This window comes from Massilia scottii (assembly GCF_030846495.1).
GTDB lineage: Bacteria > Pseudomonadota > Gammaproteobacteria > Burkholderiales > Burkholderiaceae_D > Telluria_A > Telluria_A violaceinigra.
Genome location: NZ_JAVCWM010000030.1, coordinates 26,955 through 44,774, shown reverse-complemented (window position 1 = coordinate 44,774; position 17,820 = coordinate 26,955). Strand labels below are relative to the sequence as shown.

General features: G+C 64.1%; 1 protein-coding gene. It reads left to right on the top strand.

Annotated features, from left to right (window positions below; all coding sequences use genetic code 11):
* The first annotated feature begins 21 nt into the window (after nt 1-21).
* Complete coding sequence (locus tag RBA41_RS28340; RefSeq protein WP_306627724.1) at nt 22-17,808, top strand: PLxRFG domain-containing protein; 17,787 nt, start codon at nt 22-24, stop codon at nt 17,806-17,808.
* The last annotated feature ends 12 nt before the right edge of the window (nt 17,809-17,820 follow it).

Sequence of the window (17,820 nt, the reverse complement as noted above, 5' to 3'; positions counted from 1 at the left end):
ACAATAAATTCAAGGATCGCAATGACTGGTTTGACCGACGCACGCAAGAAACTTCCTTCCCTTAGCACCCTGGACGACGCGGCGTTCGTTGATGCTGTTCACACGATGTACTACCCGGAAATGGATAAGGCGGAATTGTCCGCCAAGCTGGGCTATCAGCCGGCGGCCGCGCCGGCGCAATCGGCCGGACTGGTGCGCAGCGCCGGCGACATGGGGATCAAACTGGGACAGGGCGTGGTCGACTTGGGCTCGGCGGTTGTCGGGCTCGGCAGCTTGACAACTGGCGGCATGGTGGGCAAGGGCATGCGTGCGGTCGGCTACGATCCGAAACGGACCAATGAATTCCTGGGCGAGTTCCTGAGCGACAGTCAAAAAGCATCCGACGAAAAGGTTGCCCAAGCCGACGGCTTTGTCGGCACCATCGCCGAGTCGGTCAAGAACCCGCGCGCAATTATTGGCTCGATCGCCCAATCCGCACCTGGCATGTTGGGCGGTATGGGCGTCACCGGTGCGCTGGCGCGCAAGGTGGCGGTGCGCGCGGCGCTGGCAACGGGTGAGGGCGCGGCCGCAAGCGCCGCCAGCCTGGCAGCTGGCAGGACGGCGGCGGAAGCGACGGCGGCCGCCATGGCAAGCAGCGCCGGCAGGAAGGCAGCCGCCGAAGCGGTCAACGCCGCCGGGACCAGGCTGATCGGCGCCGGCGCCCTGACGGAAGGCGCGCAGACCGCCGGCAACATCGCCGACCGGGCGCAGGCCGAGGGACGGGAATATCGCGACTACGCTTTGCCGGCAGTGGGCGCCGGTCTTGGTACCGCGCTGATCGGGCTCGGCGCGGGCAAGCTGATGGGCGACGCGGCCACGCAGATTGCGACCGGATCGGCCGGCGCCCAGGTGCGCGGCTCCCTCGCCGGCCGGGTCGGGAAAGGCATGCTGAGCGAGGGCGTGCTGGAGGAAATGCCGCAGTCGGCGCAAGAGCAAGTATTCACCAATATCGCCATGGGCGAGCAGGACTTGGCCAAGGGTGTCGGCAACGCTGCCGGTACCGGCCTTGTCACGGGCATGGCCATGGGCGGCGGCATGGCGGCGGTGCAGGGGGAACACGCCGCCGCGCCAACACCGGCTCCCACGCCAGCGCCGGGTCCGGCACCTGTGCCCTTGCCATTGCCGGACACCGGGCCGCTTTCGCGCGCGGCGAACGCGGCCCAGGCAGCGCTCGCCGCACAGCGCGTCGCCGCTGCGCCACCAGCTGCGACAGATCAAGCGCCATCGCTGGGCCAGATCGACGGCCGCCTGGCTGAACTCATTGCCATCGGACACGGTTCGGTGGCGCAACGCGTCAAGAGTGCGGACGGCCAGATGAGCGTGACGCCGGCGGTGCTGGGACGTCGCCTTACCGCTGACGAAGTTGCGGAATTCAACGCGCTCAAGCAAGCCCGCAAGGCGCGCACCGAGATCCCTGCGGAACAACAGGCGGAATTCGCTGCCTTGCTGGCCGAGGAAGAAGCCGCGATCAATGCCAAGTTCGAGCCGGCCAAAGCGGCCGCCGCCGAGGCACGCGCTTTGGCCGAGGAAAAGCAGATCGCCGCCATGCTGGAAGAGGACGCGCGTGCGCAGCGCGCCGCCGCCGCCGAGCGCGAGGCGAGGGAAGCGCAGACCACCAACGCTATCATCGAACACGAGCGTGCCGAGCGCGCTGCGGCCAATCGCGCCGCACTGCGCGCCCAGGTGCTTGCCAACGCCGCCATCCCGGCCGAGCACAAGAAACCCGCCTTCCTGGCCGCCCTCAAGCGCGACGGCTACGTGAACCCGGGCCTGACCGCCGAGGATCATGCCGACATCGACGACGCAACCGCCCCACTTCCCAGTCTGCCAAACGAGCTGGTCGACGCCGTTCCGGAGCGTGTGGCGCCCGCGCCGACGCCGGCGCCAGCCGCAACGAACACGCGTGCCGTGGACGACGCGATCACTGCGGGCATGCGCCTGAAAACGGCCAACGGCGCGATGCTGCACAAACCTGGCTCAAGTAAAGTTTTCAAGCTGAGCACCGCACAAAAAGCCTATTACCAGAAAGTGATGGCCCGCCTGGAGCGTGAAGCAGCACCCGTCGCAGGGCCCACCGCTGTGGCGCAGGACGCGGCCGGGATCGTGCCGGCAGAGAAAGCGGCGCCGCAAAAACCGGTCGTTCCGGACGTGGCCCGTGCTGTCCGACTGACCGATGACGACAGGCTCTATCCACAAGCCGAGGCGTTCGTGCGCGAAAACGCGACCGCTTCGGCCGCAGCTCTGCAACAACACCTCAAAGTCGGGTACAACCGTGCACAACGGTTGTTGGAACAGATGGAACATGCCGGCATCGTGTCGCCGATGGCGTCGAACGGTGCGCGGTCCCTGATCGCGCCGGCGCCCGCCGCTGGCGATGTACAAGTTGTAGCCGAAACCGCTTTCGACATCGCCGCCCATGAATCGGCCACGTCGCCGCTGAACGAGCTGGCCCAACCGACCGAAGCGCAAAAAGAGGCCGGCAACTACAAGCTCGGCCGCGTCAAGCTACACGGCCTGGACCTCTCGATCGAGAACCCGGCCGGCTCGACCCGCTCGGGCGTGGACGGCCAGGGCAAGGCGTGGGAAACCCGGATGGCGCACCACTACGGCTATATTCGCGGCACCGTGGGGGCCGACAAGGATCACGTCGACGCCTTCATCGGACCGAATCCCGACAGCGACAAGGTGTTCGTCGTGGACCAAGTCCATCCCGAATCGGGCAAGTTCGACGAGCACAAGGTCATGTTCGGGTTCGACTCCCTGGATGACGCTCGCAACGGATACGACGCCAATTATGCCCCTGGCTGGAAAGGCGGCCGCCATATCACCGAAACGGACACGGCCGCCTTCAAGAACTGGCTTGCATCCGGCAAGACCAGGCGCCCATTCGCAGAAAGCGCGCCGCGCCGCGGCATTCGCGCCGTGGAAGACATGCAGGCGGAAGCTAAGCTGCTGGGCGCCACGCCCGACCAGGTCGACGGGATCGCCTCCGGTGAAGAACTGTGGCGCAAGAATTTTCCGAAAACCTACGGCAACACACCGGAGGATCGCAAGGCCGCGCCGCCGTTGGGCAAGCAGGAGCTGAACCGGATGACGACCCGGGACATGACCGATGACCAGCTGCTGCAGGCGCAAAAAGTGTTCGCTGGCGGCCCGCGTGCCAAGAAAATTGAAAAGGCGATCGCCGAGCGCGGAATTTCGCCTATGGCGACGCCAGAGCCGACCTCGCAAATGGATCCCCTGGCGCCCGCTTCCGGGGGCGATGAGGCCAAGGTTGAGGTGCGCGCGCAAGCGGCGCCGGCGGAAAAAGCCGACCTCGATGCACCCGCTGGTACCGCGCCCGAGCACGCACGCATGTCGGCCGACGGTGCCCAGTCCCAACAGTTCACCAGCGACGCATTCCGCGCGGCCGCCGATCGCGTACGCGCGGTCAACGCCCAGTGGGAAGAATTCGCGGGCGAACATGAGGCTTGGCTGGTCGGCAAGAACAAGAAGCGCAAGCCACGTCCTGACGCGCCCCAGGAAGTGCATGAGGCGTTCGACGCCTACGTGGAGGCGCGCGATTCGGCCAGCGATGCGTACAGCAAGGCGCTGACCGTGCCCAAGGTGGGCGTCGCTACCGGGCAACCGGTCACGGATGTGGCGCCAATCGATGAAAGCATCGTCCCGATGACGATGGACAAGGAGAGCTTCAAGACGATTACCGACGAATGGGCCAACCTATTCGCGGACCCGGCGCCGGGCGAGCGGGTACGCATGGCTGAAGAAACCAACGGCGAGGTGCTCGGACTGGACGAGGCGCGCGCGCGCGTCGAACAGTGGAAAGAGCATGCCCGCAAGCAGGGGGAAACACACCGCTCGGAAAACGCACAAAAGACCGTGCTCTCGCTGTTCGATCTGACGGGCGAGTGGTCGAAGCCATGGGTCGATGCCGGCTACAACGTGATTCAGTTCGACATTCAGTCCGGCCAGGACGTGTTTGACTTTTCTGTCGAATATTTTACCGACAACTACGACCTCACGGACGTGTATGCCATCCTGGCCGCTACCCCGTGCACCGACTTCGCATCGAGCGGCGCGCGCCACTTCCTGGAGAAGGATGCACAGGGCCAGACCGAGCAGAGCGTCGAGCTGGTGCACCAGAGCGCGCGCACCATCGAATACTTCCGACCCGCTGTATGGGCATTGGAAAACCCGGTCGGCCGTATCCAGAACCTGACCGGCCTGCCGGCCCCACGCCTGGCGTTCGATCCCAACCAATTCGGCGACCCGTACACGAAAAAGACCCTAATTTGGGGCAATTTCAACGCCAAGCTGCCGAGCGCCAATGTCGAGCCAACGCTGGGCTCGAAGATGCACTCGCAGTACGGCGGCAAGAGCCAGGCGACGAAAAACGCGCGCAGCGAGACGCCCGAAGGGTTTGCCTATGCATTCTTCATGGCGAACAACTATATCGACATGCCGGCAGAGCGCAAGCTGGCCAGCGAATATCCGGAGGCGTCCGGCGCCGTCCTGGAGGCGCTGCGCGCCGGCGTTTCCGAGAAGCGTATTCACGAACTGATGTCGGATACCTACGGCAACTACGACTATGAAGAGGCACGCAACGCGCTGATCGCCGAAGTGGCGAATCCGGAAGTGGACGCCGCAACCGTGCAGGATGAGGAAGCCAGTGCGCCGACAGCGGTTTTCAAACAGAACGTTCCGCCCGCTGCCGATGTCAAGACCTACACGACTGCCGAAGCAAAGCGCGAATGGGACGCTGCGCGCGAAGCCCAGCGCAGCATGGTACTTGCCCGTGTCAATCAGAGGAACAGCAAGATAGGCGGCAAAACGTGGGATAACATGACGGCCGACGAACGTTCGCTGGTGCATAGCGCCTTGAACGAAGATTTCTTCTTTAGCTCGTGGTATATCAACACCAAGGGCGTGCGCATCAGCCTGATCGATATGCCGGTGCCGGCGTCCAAGTCGGTCCTGCAGCTCGCCGACGAGACAGGCGCCGCTCAGTGGAAGGCGATGCATCCAACTTACCGCCGCAAGCTGTTGATGGATGTCGGCTACGGCAGGGAAGCCGATCAGGCCCAGTTTTTCGAGTGGGCGCCGTTGGCGCCGGACTTGCGCGTGTTGCTGGCTGCATCGATGACTGCGCAGGCCGAAGCGGCCGCCGCTGCAGCGCAGGCCGAGGCGACCGAGAAGAAGGCACCGAAGACCGTCAAGGTGGGGCCAGGCAATGCGCTTCTGCGCGCCGACTATGGCGTCGCACACATCGACGGCTATGCCGAATCAGCCGAATTCCCAGTCGATCGCGCAGGGGACTACCTAACAGGCGGCATCAAGGGCGCGTTCCTCAAGGATGCGCAGCGGTACCTGAAAGACGTCGCCAAGATGCTTTCCAGTCATGGCTACGGCCAGGCCAGCTACAAGGACGGCAAGCCTGTAAAGCCCGTCAGCACGAACGAGAGCGGTGTGGCGACGTCGGGCGATGTGTCCTTGGCGATGTTCAATGAAGACCTCGCAAAGGGGATTTACATCGACATAAGCGGCTCGGTTCTGCGGGGCGTGGTGCCAACCACCACGAGCGGCGTTGCCGTGATGGCGCGCGTAACGAAGCCTGGCGATCCTTTTGGCGGCGGCGACAATATGTGGATGCCCACGGGCCTGACGGCGCACGAGCTGGCTGAGCGCCTGGCAAACAGCGTCAATCCCGCTACGCCGGGCACGAAATCCGATACACTGACGACAACCCCAAGCAAGAAAGCAAACAATGAACGTAGCGACACTGGCCGCGAAGGCGCGCAAGCACTGGGAACTGTGGCTTCCGGAGAAGACGGAACAGCTGAAACTGTTGGGCGAATGGAGCGAAGCGACGCAGACGGCCGCGGTCCAGGCGCACCGCCTGATCGTGGAACTGAAAACGCAGGGCTTCCAGCAACACGAGGCGGAAGAACAAGCCCTGAGCCTGTATATCCTGCTGACGCCGGAGCCGGAGCCGACGGACGACTGGGAGGCGCGCGAGCTGGCCGAGCTGGAACGCGAGTATCAAAGCAGGATGCAGGAACCAGCGCCCCTGTAAGCGCCGCGCCGGCGCCGTCGGCACCGAACATTCCCGCTGTCAATTTCCGCATCACCGAAGACGTGCGTCTCGGGCAGGGCGGCGAAGTCCAGAAATTCAACGACAACTTGACCGCGATCCGCACCATGCGCGCGATCGAGGCCGAGAACCGGCGCGCCACGCCGCGGGAACAAGCCATTCTCGCCCGCTATGTGGGCTGGGGCGGCCTGGCCAACGCGTTCCCGGCGCCCGAATCGGGCGAATTCAAGGACGCATGGAAGAAGCGCGGCCCCGAGCTGGCCGAGCTGCTGACCCCAAAAGAATATGCGCTCGCGCGCCGCTCGACCCTCGATTCGCACTACACGTCCAAGACGGTCGTTGACAGCATGTGGGCGGCCGCGCGCCGGCTCGGCTTCAAGGGCGGCCTGGCGCTTGAGTCGTCCATGGGCGCTGGCAACTTCCTCGGCCTCATGCCGGCCGACGTTGCCAGGCAAACCAAATTTGTCGGCGTTGAGTACGACAACCTGACCGCCCGTATTGCGACACTGCTGTACCCGGCCGAAACAGTGCTTAACAGCGGCTTCCAGAGCGTGCCGCTCACCGACGGCTCGTTTGACCTGTCAATCGGCAATCCGCCGTTCGGCGACCAATCCCTGCGCTTCCAGTTCAAGCCGGAAATCAACGGTCATTCGATCCACAACCAGTTCTTCCTTGCCGCCCTGGACGCGGTCAAGCCGGGCGGCCTGCAGGTCCAGGTCGTGTCGCGCTACCTGCTCGACAAGATCGACTCGTCCTCGCGCACCATGCTGGCTAAAAAGGCGAAGCTGCTTGGGGCGATCCGCCTGCCGGACACGGCATTCAAGGAAAATGCCCGCACCTCCGTAGTGACGGACATCGTTTTCCTGCAGCGCTTGACCGCCGAAGAAGAAGCGAACATGGAACAGGTGTTCGAGGCAGCGGCGAAGAAAGCGGACCGCAATCCGGACGCCGAGTTTGCTCGCCAGGCGCTGGCCGCGCAAGTTCCCGACTGGGTCCGCACCACATCGGTAGCCGATCCGCTTGGCGGCGACGCGATGCCGGTCAATACCTATTTTGCCAGCAATCCGCAGATGATCATGGGCGTACTGGAGCGCTCCGGGTCCATGGCTTTCGGCAAGGACATCACCGTGCGCCTCGATGATCCGGACAGCCTGGCCGAGCGCCTGACCGGCGCGATAGCGCGCCTCCCCCAGGATGTCATGGTGCAGACCCAAAGCGGCGTGGACGCCGCAATCGCGCGCCACAAGGACATGAGCGATGCCCTGCGCATTGCCCTGGCTGGCCACGAAAACGGCTCGATCAAGCTGGAAGCCGGCGCGCTTGTGCAGGTGATCGAGCGCGAAACGCCAGAAGGCGGATACGAGCTGTCGCGCCGCACGCTCTCGCCGGCGTCCCCATGGTCCGACGCCCTGTACCTGAACAGCGCCGGCCAGTGGTATGTGGTCGAGGCCCAGCTGGGCGCCGACGGCAAGCCGGCCAAGCTGATCAAGGACGGCAAACAAACCAAGCTCAATATTTACGACCGCAAGGTATTTGCGTCGGAAGCGGACATCCCGGCCGGGATGCTGCTGGGACAAACGAAATTCGACCGCCTCAAGCAACTGGTGAACCTGCGCGACCTGCTCAAGGAACAGCTGTCGATGGAGGCAGAAAACGCCCCAGTGGCCGCGATCGAGGCAAACCGCAGCGCGCTGAAAGCCGCCTACGATGGCTTCGTGAAGGCGCACGGATTCATTTCCGAGCCGGCGAACTCGTCGCTGGTGTCGAACATGCCCGACGGCGCGCTGGTACAGGCGCTCGAATTCGGCTATCGCCCGGCCATTTCCGCAGCACGCGCCGCCCGCATCCGTGAAAAGGTGCGGCCGTCGACCGCCGAGCCGGCGCCGATCCTGTTCAAGCGCGTGATCGTTCCCTACGAGGCGCCGACGTCGGCCGACACGATGGCGGACGCCGTGGCCATCAACATGGCCGAATCGGGCCGGGTCGACATCGAGCGCATTGCCTCCCTTATGGCGAAGAACGCCGCCGAGATCGAGTCCGACCTGGCGGCCGCCGACAAGCCGCTGCTGTTCAAGGACCCGGAGACGGACGAATGGGTATCGCGCAACGACTACCTGACCGGGCATGTCAAGCGCAAGCTCAATGCCGCACGGGCCGCTCACCTGACCGCCAACATCATCGCCCTGCAGGAAGTGCAGCCGGAACCGTGGGGTGCGGAGAACGTCACCGCGCTGCTGGGCTCATCCTGGGTGCCGCCGACGGTCTACGCTGACTTTGTCGAGCATATCTCGGGCAATGCCGCGCGCGTGGCATTCTCGGCCATCACCAACAGTTATAGCGTCAACGGCCGCGCCGACGACCGCGGTCGGGAGGAGGAATGGGCCTCGCCAGGCTACACCTCCGTCGAACTGATCTCGGACCTGCTCAATAACAATCAGATCAAGGTCTTGGTCTACGACAAGGACGGCAAGGCACATATCCATCACGAGAATACCGCCCTGGCCCTGCTCAAGGCGAAAGCGATCACCGCCGAATTCTCCGACTGGGTCTACAAGGACGGCGGCCGCCGCAACCAGCTGGTCGAGATCTTCAACGAAAAATTCAACACGCGCGTCAACCGCCAGCACGACGGCGCCCACCTGATCCTGCCAGGTAAAGTACCTGACGCAGTCATCCAGATGCGGCGGCACCAGAAAAATACCATCTGGCGCGGTATCAGCGAGCGCTTCATGCTCATCGACCACGCCGTCGGTGCCGGCAAGACGTTTACCGCCATCGCGCGCGCCATGGAGCGTCGGCGCATGGGCCTGTCGCAAAAGCCCGCGATCGTCGTTCCAAACCACATGATCGAGCAGTTCACGACCGACGTCTACCGCCTCTACCCTGGCGCCAAGGTGCTGGCCGCTGGGAAGAAGGATTTTGAAAAGAGCCGCCGGCGCAAGCTGTTCGCCAAGATCGCCACCGGCGACTTCGACATCGCCATCATCCCGCACAGCAGTTTCGGCTCCATCGGGATCTCGCCCGCAACCGAAGAGCGCTATCTGCAAAAGGAACTCGACGCTGCGCGGTTGGCCGTCCAGGATGCCGAAGCGGAAGCCGACGCCGCCGGCCAGAGCGGCTTCCGCAAGCCCTTCGGCGTGAAGGAGGCCGAAAGGCTGGTGGACAAGATCACTGCGCGCATGGAACGCGTCCAGGGCGACAAGACCAAGGACCGCCTGCTGACGTTCGAGCAAATGGGCATTGACGATTTGACCGTCGACGAGGCCCACGAGTTCAAAAATCTGTTCTATTCCTCGCGCCTGACGGGCGTCAAGGGTATGGGCAACAAAACCGGGTCGCAGAAGTCGTTCGACCTGTACAACAAGGTGCGGGTGCTGCGCGAGTCGCCGAAGGGCACCGTCACGTTCATGACCGGCACGCCGATCTCCAATTCGGCGGTCGAAATGTACAACATGATGCGCTTCCTCGCAGCCGACGAGCTGGCCGAGCTGGGCCTGGAACACTTCGACGCCTGGCGTGCACAGTTCGTCAGCACCGACGCCGGCTGGGAGCCAACCGAGACGGGGCGCCTGAAAGAAGTCAACCGCCTTGGCCGGACGTGGTCGAATATGCGTTCGCTGATGGACCTGTACTATAGCTTTACCGATTCGGTAGACAATGAGGACATCAAGAAAGCTTACGCGGAAGACAACAATGGGGAGCAATTCCCCATCCCTCGCGTGGTCGGTGGCGATCGTCAGTCCGTCGTGGTCGAGCCTACCAAGGCGCAAATTGGGTTGTTGAACGAGGTGCTGGAGGGCTTCGATGCCTTGCCGGAAATCAAGGACCCGTACGAGCGCAACAAGTCGCGCCTGCGCCTCATGGACCGCGCCCGCAAGGTGTCGCTGGACGTGCGCGCGGCCGACCCGTATTCCAAGAGCAAAGAAGTAGGCGGCAAGCTCGACCGCATCGCCGACGAGGTCAAACGCATCTATTCAAAATGGAACACCGACCGCGGGACGCAGCTGATTTTCCTGGACCGCTCCGTGCCAAAGAGCAAGGGAGACGATGCGGTGCTGAAAGAGTACGACATGCTGGTGGCGGCGCTGCGCCGGGCGTACGACGAAGGCGACGAGGCTGGCCAGCGCCTGCGTGGCGAGCAGCTTGAGCGCTTCGACGCGAACGACATGGAAGAACTGCGTAACGCCCAGTCGGGCGGCTGGAATGCCTACCAGCAGACCAAGGACAACCTGATCGCCCGCGGCGTTCCTGCAGCCGAGATCCGTTTCATCCAGGAAGCGAGCACCGACGCACAGAAGCAGGCCATTTTCGATGCAGTCAACGATGGCACCATCCGGGTGCTGATCGGCTCGACGCCACGCATGGGCGCCGGCACCAACGTGCAAAAACGCCTGGTGGCGATCCACCACGCCGATGTGACATGGAAACCGTCCGACATTGAGCAACGCGAAGGCCGCGGCATCCGCCAGGGCAACGAACTGCTGAAAAAATACGGCATCGACCGCTTCGAGATCGAGATCCTGGCATACGCGACCGAGCGCACCATCGATGCGAAAATGTGGTCGCTCAACGCGTCCAAGCTGAAAACCATCAATGCCATCCGTAAATATGACGGCGCTTTCTCGATGGACTTCGAGGACGAGGACTCGGTCAGCATGGCCGAACTGGCGGCGCTGGCATCGGGCGATCCGATGTTGCTGGAGCGCGTCAAACTGATGTCCGAGATCGACAAGCTCGAACTGCTCAAGCGGCAGCATGCCCGCAAAGAGTGGGGCATTACCGGCCAGATCGAGGACGCCGAAGCGACGATCGAGAGAAATCCGGGCCGCAAGCGGGCCGCCGAGGTGGACCTGGCATCCATCCAAGCCGGTATCGCTGATGTGGAACAGGACGCGGCTACGCGCAGCGTCAATGTCGAAGGTGAGTATTTCAGCGATGGGTCGCTGGCGCGCGGCGCCGTCATGGCGGCCGTCAAAGCCCAGCAGGGCGGCGACGACAAGAAAAAAGTGTCGATCAAGGTCGGTGGGCGCCGCTTGTCCTCGCTCGAAGGCGCCATGGGGGCCGTGGGTTCGGCCATCGGGGACCAGCAGACATTCCTGATGCAGGTCGACGGCAAGAAGTTGATCGCGCGTACCGATGCCGCGCGTGCGATCGCCGAGCTGGCGTCCGACGCGTCCGCCGGCCTTGCCGCCGGCGAAGCGAAGACCATCGATATCGGGCGGTACCTGGGCCTGCAGCTGCAAGCGACGATGGAAAGCACCCGCGAAGGCTTCTGGACGTCGCTGGCGGTGCTGCGCGCCGACGGCTCGACGCTGGCCACCGGCGACACGAAATTGCGTGACAACGCCGAGTACACAACGTCATCCATGCGCACGGCCGTGGAAGACCTGGAAAAGGCTCTGGCGCCAGTCGGGTTGGAATACGCCATCGGCAACTACCAGCGCCGCTACGACGCTGCCGTGGCCGCGCTGCCGGAGCTGCGCGCGCGCCAGGGCGGCCCGTTCGCCCAACAGAACGAGCTTGACGCAAAGAACGCCCGGCTTGAAGTTGTCATTCGGGAACTGTCAAACGGTGGACCGAGCGCCGCGCGCAATGTCGTGGAGCGCACCAATCCCCTGCGGCGCCCGGACGGCTCGTTCAGGCGCCAGGCGCCGGACAAGCTGATGTTCAGCCGGACGCGTATCGACACGGATGCGCCGCTGGTGAACATCTTTTCGCAGATCGCGACGGACGACGCCGCTTTCCGCATGCCCGACAGCAATGCCAAAACCCTCGCCGGCATCCTGGCCGACATGGCGCCCACGCTTTCGGTTGACGAGTTCGTTGGCGAGGGTGATCTGGAAGACGCAGCCGCGCCCGTCGATCGCGCCTGGCACATCACGTCGCCGACCGGCGAACAGGCCAGCGTCTACCGCAACAACCGCAACAAGGAAATCTGGCTCGATATCTCGAACTGGAAAGAAGGCCGCACCGGCTCGGGTGTTTATCAGGCCGTGGCCACGCTCGCCCACAACACCGGCCACGTCTTCATCGGCGACCCGGCCGGGCTGTCCGACAAGGCGCTGTACCGCCGCACGGAGCACATGATTTCCTCTGCGCTGCGCCACGGCACCACCAAGCACCTGGCGCCGCACGCGCGCCAGGTCGAGGCGACGGGGACAGCCGGCGGCGCTGACGTGCGGCCAATCGCGTGGCGCGACGGCGACGACGCCCACAACTTGCAGGAAATGCTGGTTTCGTCCTACACTAACATCCTGCACCTTTTCCCTGAGATCGCCGATGTCACCTACAACTTCGCCCGCGCCCGCTTCGAGCGCGCACCCGTTCGGGCATCTGCCGGGCCACTACGAGCTGACCAATCCGATCTCGGAGAATGGTCTGATGAGCAAGGGCTGGCACCAGCCTACGGTGGAAGCACTTCCGGACGCGGAACTGACCGCGCTGATGAAGGCGCACGGCACGTCGGGCGAGTGGATGCAGTACCTTTCACGAACGAGGATTTTGTCACTGCTGCAGAATCGGTACGAAACGCTTATGACGTCTTCTTCCCAACCGCAAGAGGAATGTATACGCCGCCGATTGGGATGTCTGATATTAAGAGAGCGGTTCTTACCCAGTCTGTTTTACAAGAGGCTGGACGAGACGGAGGGCGAGAAGTTCTGGATCACGTTTCAGAGCGGCTCCTACAACGTGTAAGTCCCCAGCTCGCTCGCCTGCTGTACAGCCGCGATGCGGAATACTTCCGTGCTGACGGCGTTTCTTCCCTGCCAACTCTTCCCCCCGGCGCCGATGGCGGCACCACCGCGCCGCTTGAACTGAGCGGCGTCGATTTCCTGCGCGCCATGAAGGCGACGGAACAGCTCAACCGCGAACTGGCCAAGGCCGATATGGCACCGGTACGGGCGCTGCGCACCGCTCCCAACGCCCAGTTCGCCCTGGCGCGCCAGGTTGGCAAGGCGCTGGGCATCGAGGTCAATTTCGTGAGCAAGAACGCGGAGTTCGAGGGCGTGGCCTACAACGGCGTCGCCTACCTGACCGAAGGCATGCGCAATGCCGAACTGGCGATCGCCGGCCACGAAACGCTGCACGCGCTCGAACAGTCGAATCCGGAGCTGGGCGCCAAGCTGCGCACGCAGATCCGCGCCTACCTGAAAGAAGGGGTGGTGGAAGACCGCCAGGCGCGCGAATTCGCGGCAAACGGGTTCCAGGATGTCACCGAGGATCAGGCGGAAGCCGAGGTCATTGCCGATATCAATGGCGGCATGTGGATGGACCCGGTTTTCTGGTCCGACCTGGCCAAGGCGGACCGCGCGCTGTTCCGCAGGGTCGCCTACAAATTCATGGAAGTGGCGGCCAAACTCATTAAGAGCCTGCGCGGCTCGCGCTTCGATGTGACCGCGCTGGTGCGCGACGTCGACGCCGTACGCGCCATCATGGTTGCGACCTGGGCGGAAAACAACGCGACGCGCGACGCCGCGGCACCGGCGCCCGTGGTCAGCCGCGCGATGGGCGAATCCTCAGTCGCGCTGCCGCGCGCGAAATGGCTTGCGGACGAGGCGATAGCCAAAGAAATTGAAAACCGCATTGGCAAATTTGAGCACCAGCCCGTGGTCCGCATCCGCGACAGCGCTTTCGGCGTCCTCCCGGGTGTCGCACGTGATGAGCGGGTGTCCGGTGCGGTGTACGAAGGCGTCATCTACCTGTTCCGGGACGCCCTGCCCACCTTGCGGGAGGTCCAGCGGACGCTTTTCCACGAAATGCTGCACTACGGACTCCAGAGGTTTCTGCCAGGCGACGAGTATATCACCCGCATGAACATGATTTACCAGCGCGATGGGGCATTCCGGGCCGAGGCTGACCGCTGGGTAAAAACCGGACAGGGCCAGCTGGCCTTGAAGCAGGGCGGGCAAAAATACGCCACCGCGCGCGGCATTGACGAAGCGCTTGCGGTGCTGGCCGAACCGAACGCTGGCACCTTCACCCGGACCGACGTGCGCGCCAAGGTGGAACGCACCGTACAGCGCTGGCTGGCGAACCTGGCGGAATGGCTAGGCATGCCCGAGGCGGCCGCCTACTGGCGCGGCATGAAGAACGAAGAGGCGCGCGCACTGATCCAGCAGATTTTCCGCAAAACGGCGACCGACTTCCCGCCGGCGAACCCGTGGGCAGCTGCGGGCAGCGCGGCGCTTCGCAAGGGTAAGAAGGCATCAGGCGAGGCGGCCGCGCCTGGCGGTTCGCCAGCGTTCAAAGCGTGGTTTGGAAACAGCCAGGTTGTCGGCCCTGCCGGCGAGCCGCAGGTTGTGTACCATGGCACCGATTCCGACTTCGATGCTTTCACACCATCCCAACGTGGCACGTTCGGGACAGGTGTCTATTTCGCAGCCGCACGCGACGAGGCAGGTGCATATGGAGAACGCACCGTCGAGGCGTACCTGTCGCTGCAAAATCCGTGGCAGATCGACGTTGAGCACGACAGCGACGGGTCCGTGGAAGAAGATTTCGACAGCCCATCGGTGGAGGCAATTTTGTCTTTACCGGCCGGCCGCGACCTGCTGGACGAGGCTAAAAACGGCGATGGCATGTACGGGCTCGCCCTGCAGGCGCAGCTCAAGCGCCTCGGGCACGACGGCATCATCGCGACCTACTCGGATGGTAGCCGGGAATATGTCGCCTTCTCTCCCACACAGGTCAAGAGCGCCACCGACAACAATGGCGACTTCAACCCGGCCGATCCGCGCATCGCTTTCAGCCGCAGCGGCCTCGGTGATGCGCTGGCCAGCGCCGCCAACAGCATTGCCGAGGTGCGCTTGCCGGCGAACTATCTCATTGGCGACCTGTTCAACAGCACGGGGAAACTGAGCTGGTGGCACAAGTCGATCGGAACCATGGACAACCTGGCGAAACGCCAGCCGGCATTCGCCGCGGTCTACGGCGCCGTGCAGCGCTTCCTGGGCGACGTCTCGCGCTACGCCGTGGTGGCGGCCGACCTGGCGCCGACCCTGCTGCCTAAGCTGGAGAACATTGCCGATATCGTGGGCAAAAACCGCAAAAAGGCGCTGACGGCCGCCGATACCAAGGCGATCGGGGCGCCAATCTTCGAGGGCACGCTGACCTGGGCGCGCGACGCACACGGCAAGCCGGTCAAGATCGAGGACCTGGAAGAGCAGGCCGAGGCGATGTCGACCGCCGACAAGGCGCGCATCTTGCTGAAAAAGGGCATCATTGACGACCAGCAGAATCGCGCCTGGCAGCACAACCCGCTCGACCTCTACGACTCGATCATCAACAGCCGCTTCAAGGATACCCAGCTGCGCGCTGGCGTGGTCTGGTCCGATGCCGAGCTGCGGTCGATGTTCGGCCTGTCGGCCGACCAGGTCGCGCTATACCGCCAGTTCCGCGCGGCGCTCGACAAGAGCCTGATGAACCTGACGGTCAGCGAAATGGTCAAGCTCGGCGGCAAGGATGCCAAGGGCATGCTGGAGCAAGCCGTGGCGGCGCCGGATCTGCCGGCAGCGGCCGCGCTGCTACGCGACCATTTTATTGCCCTGGCCAAGCTGGACCCGGAAAAGATGGACATGCACCTCGACACGGCCAGGCAGATCATGAACCTGTCCGACAAGGGCAAGGACCTGATGGACCGCGGTTACGCGCCGCTGTCGCGCTTCGGCAAGCACACCGTGTACGTGCAGGAGGGTGAGGATCAAGTCTACTTCGGCATGTTCGAGACGCAGTACGAGGCGTCGAAGATGGCGCGCGACATGCGCGCCGAGCATCCTGGCGCGCAGGTATCGCACGGGACCGTGTCGGCCGACGCCTATAAACTGTTCGCCGGCGTCTCTCCGGAGACGATCGAGCTGTTCGGCTCGATGGTGGGGCTCGACAGCCAGGCGAGCGCGGCCAGCACCGAGGTCTACCAGACCTACCTGAAATTGGCGAAGAACAACCGCAGCTCGATGAAGCGCATGATTCAGCGCAAGGGCATCGCGGGCTTTTCAGAGGATGCCGGCCGGGTGCTGGCCGGTTTTATTTACAGCAACGCCCGCCTGACTGCGGGCAACGCGCACCTGGGCGAGATCGATGAAGCTATCACCGAGATCCCGAAACAGCAGGGCGAATTGACGGACGCAGCCATGCAGCTACGCGAGCATATCCGTAATCCCGAAGCCGGCGCGCCGCTGGGCGGCCTGATGTTCGCGCAGTTCCTGGGCGGATCGGTGGCGTCGGCCATGGTCAATCTTACCCAGCCGTTTACCATGACATTGCCCTACCTGAGCCAGTTCGGCGGCCTGACGAAGGCCGGGGCGCACTTGGCGGCTGCCGTGAAGGACGCCGGCAAGGACGTGACCGGCGACGCCCAGCTCGACGCTGCGATGCGATGGGCGACCGAGGAGGGCATCGTCGCGCCCCAGGAGGTCCACTACCTGCAGGCGCAGGCATCAGGCAAGGGTGCGCTTCGTGCCGGTGACGGCACCAGGGCCGGGAACACGCGCGCTCACCTGAACAATGCTATGGCGAAGGTCACGCTGGGCTGGGGCAAGCTGTTTGCCATGGCGGAGCTGGCCAACCGCCGCATCACCTTCATCGCCGCCTATCGCACGGCCGTGGACGAAGGGTTCGCCGATCCGGCCAAGTTCGCACAGGAGGCAGTAGCGCAAACGCAGGGCGTCTACAATTCTGGGAACAAGCCGAAATGGGCGCGGGGCGTCGTCGGGTCGCTGCTGATGACGTTCAAGCAGTACTCGATCGGCTACCTTGAACTGCTGTCGCGCATGGCCTTCGCCGGCGCGCCTGGCTCGAAGGAGCGCGCGGCGGGGCGCCGCGCGGCGCTGTACATGCTGGCCGTGCTGCTGCTGATGGGCGGCGCGGACGGCCTGCCGTTCGAGCAGGATCTGGAAGACGCCATCGATGGCATCCTGCAGCGTCTCGGCTACAACTTCTCAAGCAAGCGCTCGAAGCAAGCGTTCCTGACCGATACCCTGGGCCAGGGCGGTGCGGACTTCGTCCTCAAGGGCGTATCGAGCATGCCGGGCATGCCGGTCGATGTTGCCGGCCGCTTTGGAATGGGCAACCTGATTCCGGGCACGGGATTGCTGACGAAGAAGGATTCGTACGCGCGTGACCTGGGCGAGCTGGCCGGGCCTGCAGGCGACATCGCCAAGCGCGCGTTTACCGGGGCCGGCAAGCTGCTGGGCGGCGACGTGGCCGGCGCCGTGCTCGACGTCACGCCGGCGGCCGTGCGCAACGTTGCGAAGGGGGCCGACATGCTGGCCACCGGCGCCTACCGGGACGCGCGCGGCTACAACGTGAACGACACCAGCGCCGCCGAAGCGGTGATGAAGATGGTCGGCTTCCAGCCAAACAGCACCGCCGACATCCAGGATGCCAAGGGCCAGGCCCTGAACATGGTTGGCCAGAACCGTATGCGCTCGATGGAGATTGCCGAGCACTGGGCGCAGGGCCTGGCCGACAGCGACATGACGAAGGTAGACGAGGCGCGCGCCTGGCGCGACGACTGGAATGCGAAGAACCCGGCCACACCGATCAGGGTCAGCATGCCAGGCGTCATCAGGCGCGTACAAGCGATGAGACAGGATGCGCTTAACCGGACGCAGAAGACCGCACCGGCCGCCTTAAAACAAACCGTGCGGCGCGAGCTTGCAGAAACGCGCACTGAATAGCTGTAGCGACCT

Bases quoted from the DNA above. Each gene is read 5' to 3' on its own strand.
- RBA41_RS28340 (WP_306627724.1), top strand. From the start codon at position 22: ATGACTGGTTTGACCGACGCACGCAAGAAACTTCCTTCCCTTAGCACC.